This is a genomic window from Embleya sp. NBC_00888, assembly GCF_045207655.1.
GTDB lineage: Bacteria > Actinomycetota > Actinomycetes > Streptomycetales > Streptomycetaceae > Embleya.
On the sequence record NZ_CP108785.1, the window covers coordinates 5371930 to 5388680 of the forward strand.

Sequence of the window (16751 nt, forward strand, 5' to 3'; positions counted from 1 at the left end):
GCGCCGCGCCCGAGGGGTTTCATACCCGGGCGTCGGGGGGTTCATGGGTCGCCCGTTGTGGTGAACTCCGGTCGGGCCGCGTTCTCGCCGAACGAAGCGGTGATCGGTGGCCGTCCCGGTGTCGGCCCGTGCCCTCACGTGCTCGGGTGGGCCGCCGAGCCGGTGCGTGGAGGGTGGGTGGGCGTTGTTCAGGGGCGTCCGGTGCGGGGGCCGGGTACGGGGGTGGGTCCGCCGGCGCCGGGTGGGCGGGTGCGCGGTCCGGGTCCGGTGTTCGCCTGGTCCGCGGTGGTTTCCCAGGGGAGTTCGCGTCCGGCCGCGGTCCATTCGTTCGCCAGTGCGTCGAACACCGGGGTGTCGTGCCGGTCTTCGGGGGACGTGGGATCGGGTCGTGCGTGGAGGCCGCTCACGGCCGGTCCAACGAGCCTTGCGCGTCGCGGGTTGGGTGCCGTCGGGCCCGGATCGCCCGAAGGTGGGAGGTGGGGCGTCGCAGGCGATCGCCGATGGCTTCGGCGAGGGCGTGCGGGAACGTCCGTCCCCGGTCCGGAAGCGGCGGCTGCGGGTCGCTCCACGGCCGCGCCTGGGCGACCAGGGCCGCCAACGCGTCGGCGTCGGCGTCGGCATCGGCCTTCGGGGGTGGATCGCTGTGCCTCATACGGGTGCCGGTGCCCGCGCGGACCCGCCGTACGGCCTGCGGGCAATCACTGACATATCACCCCCAGGTAGCGGAGCGGACATTTCCGATCGTGAATCGTCGCCCTTCGAACCCGGGGTCTGGGGGTGCGACCCCAGGCCCGCCTTCGAGTGCAGGTCGGTTACGGTCCGCCGGGCGGCGCACGCCGTGATCGGGTGGGCCCGGCGCGAGCGGAACTACCGTGTGCCGACGACTCTTTCGGGTGATGGCCGGTGTGTCGTCGAGTGTCGGTGGCCGTGTCGGGTAGGTGCGGTTCGTCGGGTCCTCACGGTCACTCGCGATGTGCTGTGCGGGCTGTGCCCGGCAACGTGCGGCGGCCTCGCTCGCATCGTCCGACCGAGGCCCCGTATTCGCCCGGGCGCAGGAACGTGCCGACGGTGTCGAGGATGCGGCGGCGTTTGCGACGTTTGCGGGGCCGGCGCGACGCGGGTCCGGGGTGACGAGATTTCCCCGAATTTGTGCACACGGAAGGTGGGACCGCCGTTCACGATGACGGGTACGGCGGGGGATGGGACCGCGTTTGAGTGGGTGTGTCCCGAGTTTTTACCGATTCGTGGGGTTCTTGTTGCGCAAGTAAAGGGTGCCTCGGGTGAATGGTGCCGCTTCCCTGTGCAGGCACGGGATTCGCGTTCCCGGCGGTGCGGGCCTTGTGGTGCCGGTGTTCGGAAATGTGCGATGGCCGGCCGATGGAGACGCGCCCGCGGGTCGTCGTTCACCGGTTTGGGCCAGAGCCTGCGGGGAGGGCGTGTCGTTACCCCGCCGTGACTCCCAGAGCTTCCGCCTCCACCTCCGCTCCTCCCGCGCTCGCCCAACGTGCCTTCCCCATGGGGGATTGGGTGCTCACCCCTCGTGGGGCGACGTTCCGCAAGCGGTCTCCGCACGCGTTCATCGAGCGTGCGGGACGTCGCATCGCGCTTCGTCATTGCTCTGCCGACATCGAGCAGTTCGCCCTGGCGATGGTGTTGATCGTCGCGGAGTACTCGCGCCGTCTCGACGACGTCCTGGACGATCCCCGGTCGTGAATTCCGGGACCGTACGCCCGCCGTCGAATACGTGTATTCGGCATCGAATATTTGTGGCGGTGCCCCGCCGATGTCCGATCCCTTGAACGAATCAGGCCCATGTACGAAGGTTATGGATACGACCCGTACCCCCCGCCGGGTACGGAATTCCCCCCGAACGCGGCGTCGTTCCCCCCGGTGGCGGAGTGGCCGCCGCCGGCTGCGGTCGCGCCGCCGGACGGGTTGTCCTCGTCGTTCGCGGTGGTGGGGGACCCGCGGTTCGAGGCCGACCTCGCCCGGCTGCTGGCCGGCCCGGCCGAGGAGGTTCCCGCCACCGTCGAACTCCCGGCCCCGGCCCCGGTTCGGGGGCCGGGCAGTCACCGCCGGCGGCCCCTGCCGCCCGCCCTCCCGGTCACGGGCGCGGGGCGGCTGGACCGGCTCAGCCGCACCTTGGTCGTGGTCAGCGTCGTGTTGGTCGCCGCGATCGGTGTGCTCGGCGCGGTGATCACCCTCGCTCCGCTGCGGCACACCGCCGACGCCGCCACCGGCCCGGCGCGGTGGTGGCCGGTCCTGGTCCAGGGACCGTGGGTGGTGGCGTCGTTGTCGATCCTGCGTTCCAGCCTGCACCGCCGCCGGGCACTGCACTCGTGGATCGTGGTCGCCGCCTTCGCGGGCCTGTCGATGGCGCTGTCCCTCACCCACGCCCCCATGACCGTCGCGGGGGTCGTCGTCGCCGTCCTGCCGGCGGTGGCGACCACGGCCTGCCTGCACCAGCTCGTACGCCAGATCACCCTCACCCGACCACCCCGACGCTCCATTCCAGGCCCGCGCCGCGACACCCCGTCCTGAACCACGCCCGTGGCGCGAGCCTCCGGCAGTCGTCCGGAAGCCGGGATTTCGGGCGGCCGTTCCCGCGAAGGCGACGGCCGTGCTCCACCGTCCGGCGACGATCATGTCAGGAGCCGGCCGGGCCGGGGCATCCGAGCCCTTGCCCGCCGAATCGCGCCTGCGTTGGTTGTTGATCCATTTCCCCAACCGCACCCGGACTGGACCTCCTCGTCCGACCCGGCCACGGTCCTGGCCTCGACATGCGCACGCGAAACCTTCGGATGACCCTCGCGTTCGCGGTAGTCCGAGCCGGGCACAGCCGCCGCCGGATGTCGCCATTCGGCGGCGGCCCACCCATCGGAAGGGTTTGCTCAGATCTCTCGGCAATGGTGGGCGCGGTGCCCTGCCGCTGGTCGTTGGCCTTCTTCACCGCGTTCTTCCAGGCGCTCTGGTGGGTGGATCCCGATCCGGTTTCGTACACCACGTCCACGATGTGCAGGTCGGAGATCCGCTCCATGGGGCATTTCGCCGTGAGGGTCCACCGCGCGACGACGACGCCGGCGGACGAACCGGACCCCGATCCGTGGCTCGCGGCATTCGCCGACGCGACAGGGGCGACGAGCCCGAACACCAGCGCCGCCGCCACGGCCGCGCCACGCAGGAAACGGGCCCGCCGCGGGCATCGGCCATCAGGACGCCCCCTGCACACCGCTGTTGGGCCCGAGCCCGAGACGGACGCTGTTGGTTAATTTGGGCCCTGCGCGTGACGTCGGCCCTCAAGACCCGGTTGTGGTCTTGGGGGCCGACGTTGTCGTAGGGGGAGGGTGTCGATGTCGATGCAGCCGCGGGAGCCGGGGGAGATTCCGGCGGAGACGGTACGGGTGGCGCGGGCGGCGTTCCCGAAGGGGAGTCTGGCGATCCGGGTCCGGGACGAGTTGGGGCCGTTGTTCCGGGACGAGGGGTTCGCCGATCTGTTCCCGGGGCGGCGGGGCAGGCCGGCGTGGTCGCCGGGACGTCTGGCGCTGGTGCTGGTGTTGCAGTTCGTGGAGGGGTTGACCGATCGTCAGGCCGCGGAGGCGGTGCGGGCACGGATCGACTTCAAGTACGCGCTGGGGTTGGAGTTGGGCGATCCGGGGTTCGACTTCTCGGTGCTGTCCGAGTTCCGCGACCGGCTGGTGGAGGCGGACGCGGGACGGCGGGTGTTGGACGGTGTTCTGGCCGCGGCGCGGGAGAAGGGCCTGTTGGCCGGCGGCGGGAAGGCGCGCACCGATTCCACGCATGTGCTGTCCGCCGCACGCGAGTTGGGTTTTCTGGAGTTGGTGTCCGAGACGCTGCGCGCGGCGTTGAACGCGGTCGCCGAGGCCGACCCGGAGTGGTTGCGCCCGGTCGCCGAGCCGGACTGGTTCCGGCACTACGCGACCCGGGCGGAGGAGTCCCGCTTCCCCAGGGCCCGCACCCGGCGGGACGAGGTGGGGGCGCGGATCGGCCGGGACGGGACGCGGCTGCTCGCACTCGTGCTCGCCGCGGACGCGCCGGGCGGTCTGCGTGCCCTGGAGGAGGTGGAGACGCTGCGGCGGGTGTGGGTGCAGCACTTCCACCGGGTGGACGGGCAGGTGGTGCGCCGCGGCCCAAAAGACCGGCCGCCGGGCGCGAAGCGCCTGGTCACCCCCTATGACACCGACGCGCGTGGCAGCGTCAAACGCGACACGATGTGGGACGGCTACAAGGTCCACCTCACCGAGACCTGCGATCCGGACGCGGTGCACCTGGTCACGAACGTGGCCACCACCGAGTCCACCGTCCCCGACAGCGTGTTGGCCGACCGGGTCCACGCCGGCCTCGCCGAGCGGGACCTGCTGCCCGACGAGCACTGGGTCGACGCCGGCTACCCCACCGCCGCGCAGATCGTCGCCGCCCGGCGCGACCACGACGTCGCGCTGCTCGGACCGGTCCGAGCCGATACCAACGCCCAGGCGGACGGCCCGTTCCGGCAGGACTCGTTCACCGTCGACTGGGACGACCAGCGAGCCACCTGCCCGAACGGGGCCACCAACACCGAGTGGCACCAGCGCCGTTCGCAGGCCGGACTGCCGGTCGTTCGGATCCGGTTCCCCACCGCCGTCTGCCGGCACTGCCCCGATCTGCGCGCCTGTGTCAACTCGCCGAGCGCCGAGCGCCGCGAGCTCACCCTGCGCCACCGCGACGAACACGAGGTTCTGCGCACCGCCCGCGCCGAACAGCAGACCGACGCGTGGAAGGACCGCTACAAGATCCGCGCCGGCGTCGAGGGCACCATTTCCCAGGGCGCCGCACGCTGCGGCCTGCGCAGATCCCGCTACCGGGGCCTCGCCAAGACAAGCCTCCAACACCAACTCACCGGCGCCGCGATCAACCTCGCCCGCATCGACGCCCACCTCACCCACACACCGCGAGCCCGGACCCGGACCAGCCACTTCGCACGGCTTCGCCCCGCCGAGCCGAAGCTCGACGGGGCGAATTAACCAACAGCGTCCCGAGACGGCACGGGCCCGCCTGCCGACGCTGGGTCGGGTTGCCCGCCTCCGGGGTGATCCGGCCCGAGTAGGCGTCGGGTCCGTTGCAGTCGGCGATCAGTCGAACTTTGCCCTTGTACACGCGGCATCAGGTGTACGCGTACTCGCCGGTGGTGTGGACCCGCGGGCAGTCGTGCGCCGACGGCCGAGGCCGAGTGGACGATGCTGTGCCAGGACATGTGTTCGACCGGTCGGTCGGGGGTGCCGACCGGGAAGCCGTTCTCCGCGTCCATGGCGAACAGTCCGGTGGAGATCATCCCGACGCCGAAGACCGCGACGAGGACCGGTACCGTCCGCCGACCGACACCTTCGGTCAGGGCGCGCGCGATGCCGGCGGCCAGGGCGAGAGCACCGAGACCCGCGAGTACGAACGTGGTGACCTGGATCCAGCCGGCCCCACCGGTGGAGAGTTGGCTGATCGGGTGCCGGGTGATGTCGAAGCCCTCGCGGGTGGCCATCTGGACGCCCGCCGGGGCGAAGAACACCGGCCCGTCCCCGCCCCGGCGATGAACAGGTGATCCGAGCGGCGCATCACGGGGACGGCGGCGATGGTGACGGTGTCTGTCATGACTCCTCCTTGGTGGGTCCTGCCGGATACCTCGGTGCCCAATCCCGGGTCTCGACATCTCTCAGGCGTGATCCACGCCACACGCGCCGGGTGTCGAGGTCGGGTCGATGGCTTCGAGGTATCGGTGACCATCGACAAGAAGGAGGACGACATGTCCGAGAGCAACCAGCCGAGCGTCGAGCTCAAGGCTTTGGATCGTCTGGTCGGTACCTGGGCGGTGACCGGCGGGGCCGAGGAAGCGTGCGATACGAGTGGATGCCCGGCGGGTTCTTCCTGAGTCAGCAGGTCGAACTCACCCAGTTCGGTGAGCCGGTGAGTGGCCTGCAAGTGATCGGGAACCTCCGTCCGTTCGGCGAGCCCGCCGGCGTGGACGTGGTGTCGCGGTACTACGACTCGAACGGCAACACGTTCGACTACGTCTACGAACTCGCCGGCGACACACTCACCATCTGGGCAGGGGCGAAGAGCAGTCCGGCGTATTTCCGGGGTACCTTCAACGCCGACGACACGGTGATGACCGGTGACTGGGTCTACCCCGGTGGAGGCGGATACACGTCGACCATGACCAGGGTCTGAGCCCGGGGGACTACCCGGGGTCGGATGCGGCGGGGCCCGCGTCGTGGGCGGCGGGCGCCGACGGTGGACCACGACCGCAACGCGGCCAGGACGCCGGCAACATCCCTTGGCGACGACCGACCCCGCCAATGGCACTCCCGCAGCCGTGCCTTCCGTGCCGACCCGCTCGGCCTGGGCGAGGCCGGCGGGTATCCGCTCCACGGCTCGAACGCCGACCCGCCCACGACGGCGGTCTCAGGGTGGTTGCCGGGTCAACCGCCGGTCGACGACGAAGGATCGAGGATCCGCGCATCCCAGAACCCGCGCCGTCGACGAGTCGGTTCAAACGGACGAGTTCTGCGGGGCCGACGACGCAAGCTCACCGAGGGCGCCCCACACCTGGACACCCTCCGCCCCGGCCTGCCGCCCGCGTTGACGGAACTGGTTGCCGCACTCCTGGAACGCGAACCCGACCGGCGCCCCCGGAGCGCGGAAGAGGTCCACGAACGCCTCGGCCGACTCGGCACCGCCCCCGCCGCTCCCGGCACTTCCGCCGCGACCACCGTCACCGCCCCACGATCCCCGAACACGACCCCACCGCACACACAACGCCGGCCGGCTCGCGACGGCGCCTTCGATATCTCCTGGACCGGCCGGGAACCGATCACCGACTACGCCCGGCCGATTTTCGTACCCACCTCCCGGATCGTGCTCGTCGTCAAGATCGCCCTGTTGATCTCGATGGCCTGCGTCATCGGCATGAACACCAAGGGCGGCCTCGACCCCAAAGTGAAGGCCGAGTCCTGGGAGAACCTGGCCTGGACGGCGTTCGCGGGCGGCATCACCATTATTTTCATGCTCTTGCTTCTGTTGTGGCAGGCACCCGGGGGTTGGCGACACCGACACGCGCTCCCGAACAGGGCCCCCTGGTCCCTTCACGTCGGCCCCCAGGGCATCGTCACCACCGATGGCTCCCGCCGCACCGTCACCTGGGACCAGGTCGAGGTGGTCACCGCGCAGATAGTCAACGCCCACGTGCAGTACCGCTATTCGGGACTGCACGTCCACTTCGTCGACGACGTCGGTGACACTCCCCTACGTCCCGCGGGCTGGTTCTACCCCGGCAGCGTTGCTTCCGGCGTGATAGGCGGCATCCCCCTGTGCATCCTGGGCCCGTTGACCGAGCAGGAGTACGACGAACTCACTCAGGCCCTCGATCGCCACGCCGGCGCCCGGTGGCGTCCGGATTTCGGTCACTTGCCGTATCTCCGGGAAAGCGCGGTCCGACGACCGGACAGGAATGACGAGCGCCGGATCGCGTGAGCGTCGACCACGGGGGTGTCGATACACGCTCGCACAACCAGCCGCCGCGCGGCGCGCTGGTCTGTGCCGATGCTCCCCATTCCCGGGGTGGGAACCGGGGCTCGGTCCCATGGCCGCTCGAGATGACGTCACGGAAGGGCTGTCGTCATCCCGAGGCCGTGATCAACTGGCCGAACAAGGTTTCTTCCGACAGGGTTCCGCCGTCGAGCGCCGGTTTGCGGTTGAAACGGAACACCGGGACGCCGCTGACATCTTCGGCCCAGAGAACCTCGGTGGCCTCGTTCCAACGCACGCCGACCTCGGCGGCCAGAGCACGCAGGACGTCCGAGTCGCCGATGTGCGCTCCTTCCACGAAATGCGCCCGGAACAACCGTGCGGTCATCTCTTCGGCCGACCCTTGACCGGCTGCCATGGCGATCAGACGGTGGGCGTGGGCGGTGTCGGCGGTCACCGCTCTGGCGAAGTCCAACGGGATGTCGTCGACGGCGGCCATGGCGTTCAGTCGCGCGAGTGCGCCTTCGCCGAACCTGGTCAAGCTCTGCCGAAGCTTGGACTCGCCGCCTGCCGCCCCGGGCTCCACCTGCCAGGAACGGACCGTCAGATCGGTGTGGCCGCCCTCCTCCCGGAATCGGGCGGCGGCTCGCCGGTAGCGGGTAAAGGCCAGGTAGGACCAAATGCAGACGACGTCGAGAGTGATTTCCACATGCGTTGAGTTCTTCATGGGGTTCAGCCTGGCGGTCGTGCCGGGCGGCAACAACGACGGAGAACGTGTCGATCGCTAATCTGGGGGTTATGGAACGGCGCGACATCGAGATCTTCCTGACCCTGGCCGAGGAGCTGCACTTCGCACGTACGGCCGAGCGGCTCGGCGTCAGCGGCGCCCGGGTCAGTCAGACCATCAAACAACTGGAGCGCCGCTTCGGCGTGGCACTGTTCCGGCGAACCAGTCGGCACGTGGAGCTCACCGCTGCCGGCAGCGCCTTGCGTGAGGATGTCCAGGCCGGCTACCAGCGCATCCAGGAGGGCATCGCCCGGGCCATCGCCGCCGGGCGAGGATTCACCGGGTCCTTGCGCGTCGGCTTTTCCAGCCCACTGGCGGGCGAGGTCATCATGAAGGCCGCCGACGCCTTCCGTGCCCGCCATCCGGACTGCGAGGTACGCATCCGCGAGGTGCACCTGTCGGACGCGTTCGGCGCGCTGCGCAGCGGCGAACTCGATATGCAGGTGACCGAGTTGCCCGTGCGCGAGGACGATCTGTCGTGCGGCCCCGCGCTGGTGCGCGACCCGCGCATGCTGGCCGTCGCCGCCCGGCATCCCTTCGCCCGCCGAGAGCGCGTCACGGTGGAGGATCTCACCCGGGACACCCTGCTGGTGCCCGCCGACGCTCCCGGCTATCTCTTGGACGCGCTCGTGCCGGCGCAAGCGCCCAGCGGGCGTCCCATCCTGCGCACCCCGACCCTGACCTCCCGTCAGGAGTTGCTCACGCTGGTCGGCTCCGGCGAGGGGATGGCCGTGGTGGGGAGCCAGGCAACCCGCTTCCACGCCCGGGCGGACATCGTCTACGTGCCCATCGAGGACCTGCCGCCGATCGAGTACGGACCTGTCTGGCCCGCAGGCGGCCAGACCAGTCGGGTGCGCTCCTTCATCGCGCTCGCCCGCTCACAGCTCGGCGAGGACACGGCGAGGGCGACGAGGGAGCCCGTCGATCGCTAACCCACAGGTTGGCAATCGGTGCGAATCTCGTCATTGTTGCAGGTCGGAGGCCCAAGGAGGATGGAGACGTCAACACGAGAAACCCCATCACCGGAGGCGAACATGACGAACCCCGTCCCCGAGCGGTTCAAGGCCGGCGTCCCCTACCTCAACGTGCACGACGCCAAGGCCGCCATCGGCTTCTACCGGGACGCCTTCGGCGCGCAGGTGGGTATCGAGATCCCCCGTCACGACGGCAAGGTCGCACACGCCGAGTTCAAGATCGGCGACGCGCTGTTCATGTTGCGCGACGAATACCCCGAATACCGCTTCCACAGCCCGAGGACGATCGGCGGCACTCCGGTCAATCTGCTGGTCTACGTACCGGACGTCGACACTCTCGCCGAACGGGCCGCAGCCGCCGGAGCGCGTGTCGTCCGACCGGTGGAGATGCAGTACCACGGTGATCGACAGGTCGAACTGGAGGACCCCTTCGGCCACTCCTGGTTCTTCACCACCCGCGTCGCCGACATGACGCCCGAGGAACTGAAGGCGACCGCTGCGGCCGTCAACCTCTGACGGCGACGTTTTCGCACGACCACCGGCCCCGTTCACGCCGGACACGGCCACAACCACCGGCAGTGCGTGAGCGGGGCCGCCCGACATCGGCGAAGCGCGAAGAGAAGCCCGTGGGACGCGGAGAAGGCGTCGACCGCACACGTGGTCGCCGCCTTTTCCTTCATCCCGCGCGGGGCACAGCCGCCGACAGCGAGTGTGTGGACCCCATGGACGGGCACCTACCCACCCTACCGGCAACCCGGGCCCGGGCGCGGAAACTTCACCCCAAAGAGGCGCACGTGCCCCTCGAAAGGGCGACCCGCCGACCGGCTCCGGATCCTGCGCACAGTCGAAATCCGGCCCGGGGTACGACGGACACCACGTCCCGGCCCCGAACCCACCTTCTCTCACCCGTTGTCACGCCTGCGGGTTGGCCGCGGGTGGCGCTGAGGGCGGTGTTGGCGAACGTCGTGCCGGAAAAGGCGGTGCGTTCGCTCGCGTCGGTGCCCGCGTGGGTGGCGTCGGCCGTGGTCGCGTCGGCGGTGATCGCCTTGGGCCGGCCGAGGTCGGTGTAGGTCTCGGCGGTGCGGACGATCGTATTGTTGCCGGCGTCGTCGTGGGACCGGTCGGTGGTGGAGCCGGATCGCGAAGGGGCCGTTCGTCGGCGGGCACGATGAACGGCCTGCCGAGGGAACCCGGCATCGGACGACCCAGGCCGCGGTCGTCATGGAGTCGGCTTGCGTGGTCGGGATCATCCCTGCGACCCGGCCATGCATGGTTCGCAGAGCAAGTCGGCGTATTCCGTGGACAAGCCGGGATCTCACCCGGTTTATGTAGTGCGGCGCCGGATACCCGGCAGTCGCCGTCCCCGGCCACCCGACAACCCTGCGTTGCCGCCCCTTCGGCCGATTCCCTCAGTCGGCACCTTCGAACAACCAGCCCGTGGGATACATCACTTCGCCGCCTGTCGTACAACCTCGCCCCCACACCGCAGGTCTACCCAGCGACATCCATATCTGGGGGCACAGTGCGACGCATCACCACCACCACAACTCTCGTGGCGGCACTTCTCCTGGCCACCGGCTGCGGCGGCGGGGACGACGACAAGGTCGTCAAGCCGGCAGCCCAGGCGACAACACCGAGCGCTGCCACCGCCTCGAAGTCGGGACCACCGACCAACGCCCCGCCCGCACCCGCCACCAAGGCCGAAACCGGCGAAGCCCCGGCGCCGGGCGCGGCCGTCCCCGTCCCCAAGCCCGACGTCGCCACCCAGGCCGAGTTCGTGGCCGACCTCGACGCAATCGATGCGGCCATCGTCAACGGCAGGGCGGATCGCGCCGTCAGCCGAGGGCGCGACCAATGCACCTCGATCAAGATGTGGCCCAACGACCAACCCAAGTGGGTCGCCCTCACCGAACAGCGATTCACCACACCGAACGGCCCGATCGGCACCGCAAAGGCGGAGCAAGTTCTCGCCATCATCCGCAAACACATCTGCCCGACCTTCTGACCCGCCACTGGCAAGCCGATGCAAAACCCCGGGTCCCAGCCATCTGCGTCGTCGGTTGGTCGTCTTCGACCGCCGTGCGTCGGCGGACGGCCCGGTATCGGTGAACCTGCGCGTCGCCGGCGGCGCGGCCGTTGGTGTACCGGTCCGCCGGGCAACGACGCGGTCGAGACGTGGCACAGGCTCATGGTCGACGTTCTCGGCTATCCGCGCTTCGGTGCGGAGGGCGGCGACATCGGCGGCGGGATCACGCAGTGGCTTGGCGCGCTGTTCCCGGACGAGGTGGCCGGCGTACTGGTCACCTCGTCGGTGGTCCCGACCGACTTCGGTGCGGCGCCGCCGACGCCCGAGGAGCGGGAGTTCCTCGACGCGATGGCCGAATACGACGCCGCCGACGGCGGCTACAGCGGGATCATGTCCACCCGCCCGGACACCGTCGCGGCCGCGCTGGTCGACTCCCCGGCGGGGCTGCCGGCGTGGATCGTGGACAAGTACCGCGACTGGAGCGACTGCGGTGGCGACGTGGCGACGCGCTGGGACCGCGACAGGCTGCTGACGGTGGCGACCCTGTACTGGGCGACCGGGTCGATCGGCACGTCGTTCCGCGAGTACTACGACTGGCCGCACAACCGGCCGGTGCCGCCGATCGCCGTCCCCGGCGCCGTGACGCTGAGCAACGAGCCGGCGTTCCGCGGAATGCCGCGCGGCCTCGCCGAGCGGATCTTCACCGACCTGCGGCAGTGGCGCACCCCGGAGCGCGGCGGGCACTTCATGGCCCACGAGGAGCCCGAGCAACTGGCCCGCGACCTCCGGGACTTCTTCCGGCCCTTGCGGGGGCAGGACCAGGTGTACTGCCCACGGAGGTTGGCGACGGATCGCATGGCCAGGTGATCCGAACGGATGCGGGCCCCTCGGGTTCGGTGTGGATTGCGACATCTGCTACGAGCACGCCGCACCCGGCGACCTGGTCCACGTCGACATCAAGAAACTCGGCAACATCCCCGACGGCGGCGGCCACGAGGCCACCGGCAAGCCTCGCACCAACCGGCGGGCCCAGGCGCCGAGTTCAGCGCAGACCCGCGCACCGCGTAGAGCGCACCGAACGCCGCGCGCCAAGGTCCTGCAGACCTTGTCGACGTCACCAACCCCAGCCGGGATACCACCCAACACACCAACCACCGCCTCCGGAACCGCACCCTCGGGTCCGTACGATCCGCCGCCTCGGCGTACTCCCGTCCGTATCCGGCGCTCGTCGGCACGCCTGATCCGCCACGCGATCCGACTCCCGCACGTCGCTCCCGCAGATCGCCGCGTAGGATCCCAGCGGGGAACTCATCGACTCCGGGGGGTTGGTCATCGATGTCGCGTGTCGTGTTGACGACGGGCGCGAACGCGCCGCTCGACGATGGGGTCGTAGAGATCGTCGTGTCGTGGGAGGGGCGCGCGGGCGTCGACATCTCGGCGTTGCTCCTCACCGCCGAGCATCTGGTGCGCGGTGACGCGGACTTCGTTTTCTGGAACAACCCCGCGAGCCCGGACGGTGCGGTCCGGCTTGCCGGCGGCGGGCGGATGACCGTGGTCACGAGCGCGGTCGCCGACGACGTGGCGAGCCTGGTCGTGGTGGTCGCGGCCGACGGCCAGACGGGCGCGGACACCCTCGCGGACGTCCGTGGCCTACAGGCCGTCGTGGGCGAGACGGTCTACCGGCCCGATGATTTGACGAGGGGCCAGATCGCCGCCGTGCTGGTCGAGGTGTACCGGCGCGCGGACGCGTGGAAGGTACGCGCGGTCGGTCAGGGCTACGCGAGCGGTCTCGCGGGCATCGCCACGGACTTCGGGATCGAGGTCGCCGAGGAGCCCGACGACCCGCCGACCGACCCGGAGCGTGGTTTGGGCTTCGCGATCCCCGACGCGGCGGAAGCACCCCCGGGCTTCGCCGGCCCCACCGCACCACTGGCGCCCGTCGCCTTCGCTCCACCCGCCGCGCAGCCGCAACAGCAGCTCCCGGGAACCGAGTTCGCCGCGCCCCCGGCCGCCGTTGCTCCGGAGTACGCCACCGGATTCGCGGCACCCGTGTCCGCGCCGGTTCCCGTCGGATTCACCCCGCCGCCGGCCATCGCGCCGCCCACCGCACGGACATCCGCCCCGCCGTCCGGCTCCCCGGTGTCCCGGGCGCTGTCTCGGCTGCGCCGGCGCCCGGACGCCCCGACGCGGCAACCGGCCCCCGCGCCGACGACCGCGTACGTACCCACGCCGTACCCGGCGGCGGCCCCGTACGCCGCCGCGCCGTTGACCATGACCAAGCCGCCGCTCGGCGCGATGAAGCTGACCAAGGATCAGAGCGTGGCACTGCCGTGGGACGGCGACCGCAGCACCGTGATCACGGCGGCGCTCGAATGGGACGGTGGCACCGCGTACGCCGACTTCGGCGAGGCGGACCTCGACCTCTACGCGATGTTCGTGCCGCGCACCGAGGCGGTCCCCCCGAGCGACAGGCGAATACCGACCAAGGGCGCGATCTACTACCGCGACTTCGGCTCGGCAACCGCGGAGCCGTACGTACACCTGGACGGCGACGCCCGCGGCCCGGGCCGCGAGGTCATCCGGATCACCCGCCCCGACCTCCAGGGCCACGTGCTGATCTGCGCGTACAGCGCGCTCGGCAACGGCGCCGGCAGCTTCAAGTCCTACGGCGCCAAGGCCGTCGTCGACGACGGCCGAGGCTCCGTCGTGACGGTCCCGCTCCTCGACGACAACGACAACAGCTACTGGGTCGCCATCGCGCTGATCGACTTCACCCGGCCGGAGGGCCCGACGGTCCGGCACGTCGAGCGGTACTCCGAGTCGGACGAGCAACGCCCGATGCTCTACGCCGACGGGCGCTTCGCGATGAGCATGGGACCCACCGAGTTCAAGGACGGCACCCCCATCGACGAGTGGGAATGGGAATTGATCCTGGACCCGGACGTCCACCAACACATCCGCGAGGGCCACAACCTGTACCCCTGACCGAAACCGGACCACCCACGAATACGCTTGGGGCAGCAACTCTCGTACATCACAACCGAGTCGACGGCCGAAATGACGAATACAAACTCCGGCTCGAAACCCGTGAGTCGGTCGCCACGCGCGGGGCGTGAGGTCGGCGTGTTGTTCCGCCGTGTCCGCCTCGGGCGCCTCGACGTCGATCTCGACCGTGTCGGAATCCTCTTCGAAACCGATACGGCGGCGAAAGCCGAAGGACACCGAACCACTCCTTCGGTGTCGGCGATCCACTCGATCCGTGCGTAGCCCCGACCCACACCAACCGCTCACGACCACGTGCACGACGGCGTGCACCGCCCCGGGGGGACGGTGCCCCGGGATCGTGGGGGTTGTTCAGAGGTCGGCGGCCAGGGCGTCGAAGTAGGGCTTCTGTGCGGGGTGGTAGTCGTCGAATGTGGGCCGGGCGGTATCCGTGCGGGCGGCGGCGAGTATGTCGAGGTAGTACTCCCAGCCGGGAGCAGTTCGATGTGCCGGTCGCCGAACGTGTCGGAGGCGGACAGCGCGAGCCGGGTCGGGGCGTCGCACACGTCGATGCGCATGTCGGTCCGGGGGGCCTGGTCCTCGAAGGCCTGCTGGATGTTCGGGGCCCGTCCGCGCCCGAGACCCTGCGCCGACTCATCCGAGCGATCCGCGAATACCACCACGACCGCCTCCAGGACGACGCCACCATCCTGCTCCTGCAATGGCACGGCGCCGGCAGCTGACCGCGCCGAACATCACATTCCCCGCCCGTCGTGGGCGGGGCGGAGGCGCGCGCGACTGCCCACCGTCCTTACACCTTTCGCAAGTTGCCTGCCTCACGGGTGCCCCTTACCTCCGCGGCATTCGCCTGACTCGACAACCTCTGCCGAGATGAGCCGAATCCGCCTCCCGGTCGGCCAACGACCGACTTCCTTCTTCCGACGGGTCGGGGTGTGACGCCGTGGTGTTCCCGCTGCGTCAGAAGGGTGAACGCCTCGTCGAGACTTCCACGTTCGGGCGGGGTGCCGGTGGCCGGCAAGCTGGGAGAAGCGGTACATGGTGGTCAAGCGAGGCGCACGCGCGGCGAAGATCGCGCGGGTGGCGGGGTCAGGACTGATGGTGGCGGCGCTGACGGCAGGACTGTCCGTGGCGCACGCCCAGACGGCGACGCCGGAGGAGCGGGCGGCGGAGGAGGCGAGCAACTCGGCGTGGCGCGTCGATACCCCGCCGACGGGCGATACGCCCATCACCGTGCTCGAGAAGGTCGGCACCTTTGGCGGAACCACCGTCATGGTCGGTTCCCTCAGGCCGGCGGGGACGAAGAAATGGGTTCCGGTGGCCGCGCACTGGGCAGGCGGCAAGTGGGTGACAAACGCCGTGCCGGTACCGGCGGACGCGAGTTTCGCGCGCTTGCACAGCGTCCGGGTCACCGGTCCGCGCGAGGCCTGGGCGGCGGGCAATCTGGACGGGCGGCCGTGGGTCGTCCGCTGGGACGGCGCCACGTGGAGCACCGTGGACACGAAGGCACTGCCGGGCGGTGAACTGTTCGGCATCACCGGCACGGCGGGGAACCTGTGGGCGGTCGGCGGCGCCGACGACGGATCGCTGGTCGCCCGCTGGGACGGGACCACCTGGACCCGGGTCGCGCTCCCCACGCACCCGGACGGCACGCCGTGGGACATCGGCTGGTACAGCGGGGTCAGCGCGCTCGCGCCGAACGACGTGTGGGTGGTCGGGCCGGAGAACACCTCCGCCCACTGGGACGGCCGCGCCTGGACGCAGGTTGCGGTGCCCCGCGCGGACGACGGCTCGAGTATCTGGCTCGAGCAGGTTCGCTCGTCGGGTGACCAGGGCACCTGGGCGGTGGGCTACGTCGTGGGCAGTCCCCGAGTTGCGGTGGCGCTGCGTTGGGCCGGCCGGGCCTGGGAGCGGGTGACCCTCCCCGGAGCCGGATACCAGCTCGACGACGTCGCGTTCACCGCGGCCGGCCCGGTCGCCGTCGGGGCCGAGTACGACCCCGCCGCGCCGATCGGCGAGTCCGGCTACGCCGTTCGACTGCCCACCCGCCCCGGGCAGTCCGCGACGCGGGTGGCCCTGCCGCCGGGCGTGCAACACCTCTGGGGTGCCACGGCAGGCGAGTTCGGCATCGGCCTCCGGGTGATCGGCACGGCCCAGAACGCCGATCCGTCCCGCACGCTGCCGTTCACCGCCTGGACGCCGCGGATTCCGCTCACCTGACCGGGCGCCGCTCGTACTGACGCAGCGAGACCGGGTCGCCCCCGGTGCGGGCCGCTCTGGACCCGCACCGCGGGCCCGACGGCCGTGCCGGGGCGGCCGTGGTCCGAGTTGTTCGTCATACCTGCCGCCGGGAACAGCAGTTCGGCGACGGGTCTCGTGCCCGTCGGAAAGCCGGCGCGGCCCCGTCCCCGCGCGCCGAGTGGTCTCCCTGACCGGACTCACGCCGGAGAGG

General features: G+C 70.5%; 15 protein-coding genes and 2 pseudogenes. 13 read left to right on the forward strand and 4 right to left on the reverse strand.

Annotated features, from left to right (window positions below):
- Nucleotides 1-188: 188 nt before the first annotated feature.
- Together OG948_RS57860 and OG948_RS57865 are read right to left on the reverse strand one after the other, a co-directional pair.
- Nucleotides 189-407, reverse strand: coding sequence for a hypothetical protein (locus tag OG948_RS57860; RefSeq protein WP_331773098.1), 219 nt, complete (start codon nucleotides 405-407; stop codon nucleotides 189-191).
- Nucleotides 404-652 (reverse strand): hypothetical protein, encoded by a 249-nt coding sequence (locus tag OG948_RS57865; protein WP_331773099.1) that lies wholly within the window; start codon nucleotides 650-652, stop codon nucleotides 404-406. Before OG948_RS57865 ends, OG948_RS57860 begins: the two co-directional genes overlap by 4 nt.
- An 863-nt stretch (nucleotides 653-1515) precedes the next feature.
- Between OG948_RS57865 and OG948_RS57870 the strand changes: the two genes are divergently transcribed.
- The 3 genes from OG948_RS57870 to OG948_RS57880 all read left to right on the forward strand — a co-directional run bounded on the left by OG948_RS57870 (nucleotide 1516) and on the right by OG948_RS57880 (nucleotide 5021).
- On the forward strand, nucleotides 1516-1713 hold the full coding sequence (locus OG948_RS57870) for a hypothetical protein (RefSeq protein WP_331773100.1): 198 nt from the start codon (nucleotides 1516-1518) through the stop codon (nucleotides 1711-1713).
- A gap of 99 nt (nucleotides 1714-1812) precedes the next feature.
- Complete coding sequence (locus tag OG948_RS57875; RefSeq protein ID WP_331773101.1) at nucleotides 1813-2541, forward strand: DUF2637 domain-containing protein; 729 nt, start codon at nucleotides 1813-1815, stop codon at nucleotides 2539-2541.
- Nucleotides 2542-3350: 809 nt separating this feature from the next.
- Nucleotides 3351-5021, forward strand: a complete 1671-nt coding sequence (locus OG948_RS57880; RefSeq protein WP_331773102.1) for an IS1182 family transposase — start codon at nucleotides 3351-3353, stop codon at nucleotides 5019-5021.
- Here the strand turns inward: OG948_RS57880 and OG948_RS57885 are convergent.
- A complete protein-coding gene (locus OG948_RS57885; protein ID WP_331773103.1) occupies nucleotides 5018-5557 on the reverse strand; it encodes a DUF998 domain-containing protein in 540 nt (179 codons plus the stop codon). The two genes, OG948_RS57880 and OG948_RS57885, sit on opposite strands and share 4 nt — an antisense overlap.
- 234 nt (nucleotides 5558-5791) lie before the next feature.
- Between OG948_RS57885 and OG948_RS57890 the strand changes: the two are divergent.
- Both OG948_RS57890 and OG948_RS57895 read left to right on the forward strand, forming a co-directional pair.
- Nucleotides 5792-6216, forward strand: a pseudogene (locus tag OG948_RS57890) (hypothetical protein).
- 411 nt (nucleotides 6217-6627) lie between these two features.
- Entirely contained in the window at nucleotides 6628-7518 is an 891-nt protein-coding gene (locus OG948_RS57895; RefSeq protein WP_331773104.1) for a hypothetical protein, read from the forward strand.
- A 145-nt stretch (nucleotides 7519-7663) separates the two neighbouring features.
- On the opposite strand, the gene OG948_RS57900 is transcribed toward OG948_RS57895, so the two are convergent.
- Nucleotides 7664-8239 (reverse strand): DsbA family protein, encoded by a 576-nt coding sequence (locus OG948_RS57900; protein ID WP_406300831.1) that lies wholly within the window; start codon nucleotides 8237-8239, stop codon nucleotides 7664-7666.
- Between the two features lie 71 nt (nucleotides 8240-8310).
- On the opposite strand from OG948_RS57900, the gene OG948_RS57905 reads away from it, so the two are divergent.
- The 8 genes and pseudogenes from OG948_RS57905 to OG948_RS57940 all read left to right on the forward strand — a co-directional run bounded on the left by OG948_RS57905 (nucleotide 8311) and on the right by OG948_RS57940 (nucleotide 16519).
- Complete coding sequence (locus OG948_RS57905; RefSeq protein ID WP_331773106.1) at nucleotides 8311-9231, forward strand: LysR family transcriptional regulator; 921 nt, start codon at nucleotides 8311-8313, stop codon at nucleotides 9229-9231.
- Nucleotides 9232-9333: 102 nt separating this feature from the next.
- The gene (locus OG948_RS57910) at nucleotides 9334-9789 is read left to right on the forward strand and encodes a VOC family protein (RefSeq protein WP_331773107.1); all 456 of its coding nucleotides are present in this window, start codon (nucleotides 9334-9336) and stop codon (nucleotides 9787-9789) included.
- A gap of 1036 nt (nucleotides 9790-10825) precedes the next feature.
- Nucleotides 10826-11278, forward strand: coding sequence for a hypothetical protein (locus tag OG948_RS57915; RefSeq protein ID WP_406300832.1), 453 nt, complete (start codon nucleotides 10826-10828; stop codon nucleotides 11276-11278).
- 183 nt (nucleotides 11279-11461) lie between these two features.
- Complete coding sequence (locus OG948_RS57920) at nucleotides 11462-12166, forward strand: hypothetical protein (RefSeq protein ID WP_331773109.1); 705 nt, start codon at nucleotides 11462-11464, stop codon at nucleotides 12164-12166.
- A 49-nt stretch (nucleotides 12167-12215) separates the two neighbouring features.
- Nucleotides 12216-12323: pseudogene (locus OG948_RS57925) on the forward strand (IS481 family transposase); the annotation flags it as partial.
- A 311-nt stretch (nucleotides 12324-12634) separates the two neighbouring features.
- Entirely contained in the window at nucleotides 12635-14284 is a 1650-nt protein-coding gene (locus OG948_RS57930; protein WP_331773110.1) for a TerD family protein, read from the forward strand.
- Between the two features lie 503 nt (nucleotides 14285-14787).
- On the forward strand, nucleotides 14788-15024 hold the full coding sequence (locus OG948_RS57935; protein WP_331773111.1) for a hypothetical protein: 237 nt from the start codon (nucleotides 14788-14790) through the stop codon (nucleotides 15022-15024).
- Nucleotides 15025-15337: 313 nt separating this feature from the next.
- Nucleotides 15338-16519: a hypothetical protein gene (locus OG948_RS57940; protein WP_331773112.1), complete on the forward strand. Its 1182-nt coding sequence runs from the start codon at nucleotides 15338-15340 to the stop codon at nucleotides 16517-16519.
- Nucleotides 16520-16751 lie beyond the last annotated feature (232 nt).

Bases quoted from the DNA above. Each gene is read 5' to 3' on its own strand.
- OG948_RS57875 (WP_331773101.1), top strand. From the start codon at position 1,813: ATGTACGAAGGTTATGGATACGACCCGTACCCCCCGCCGGGTACGGAA.
- OG948_RS57910 (WP_331773107.1), top strand. From the start codon at position 9,334: ATGACGAACCCCGTCCCCGAGCGGTTCAAGGCCGGCGTCCCCTACCTC.
- OG948_RS57905 (WP_331773106.1), top strand. From the start codon at position 8,311: ATGGAACGGCGCGACATCGAGATCTTCCTGACCCTGGCCGAGGAGCTG.
- OG948_RS57880 (WP_331773102.1), top strand. From the start codon at position 3,351: ATGTCGATGCAGCCGCGGGAGCCGGGGGAGATTCCGGCGGAGACGGTA.
- OG948_RS57900 (WP_406300831.1), bottom strand. From the start codon at position 8,239: ATGAAGAACTCAACGCATGTGGAAATCACTCTCGACGTCGTCTGCATT.
- OG948_RS57870 (WP_331773100.1), top strand. From the start codon at position 1,516: ATGGGGGATTGGGTGCTCACCCCTCGTGGGGCGACGTTCCGCAAGCGG.
- OG948_RS57940 (WP_331773112.1), top strand. From the start codon at position 15,338: ATGGTGGTCAAGCGAGGCGCACGCGCGGCGAAGATCGCGCGGGTGGCG.
- OG948_RS57920 (WP_331773109.1), top strand. From the start codon at position 11,462: ATGGTCGACGTTCTCGGCTATCCGCGCTTCGGTGCGGAGGGCGGCGAC.
- OG948_RS57865 (WP_331773099.1), bottom strand. From the start codon at position 652: ATGAGGCACAGCGATCCACCCCCGAAGGCCGATGCCGACGCCGACGCC.
- OG948_RS57930 (WP_331773110.1), top strand. From the start codon at position 12,635: ATGTCGCGTGTCGTGTTGACGACGGGCGCGAACGCGCCGCTCGACGAT.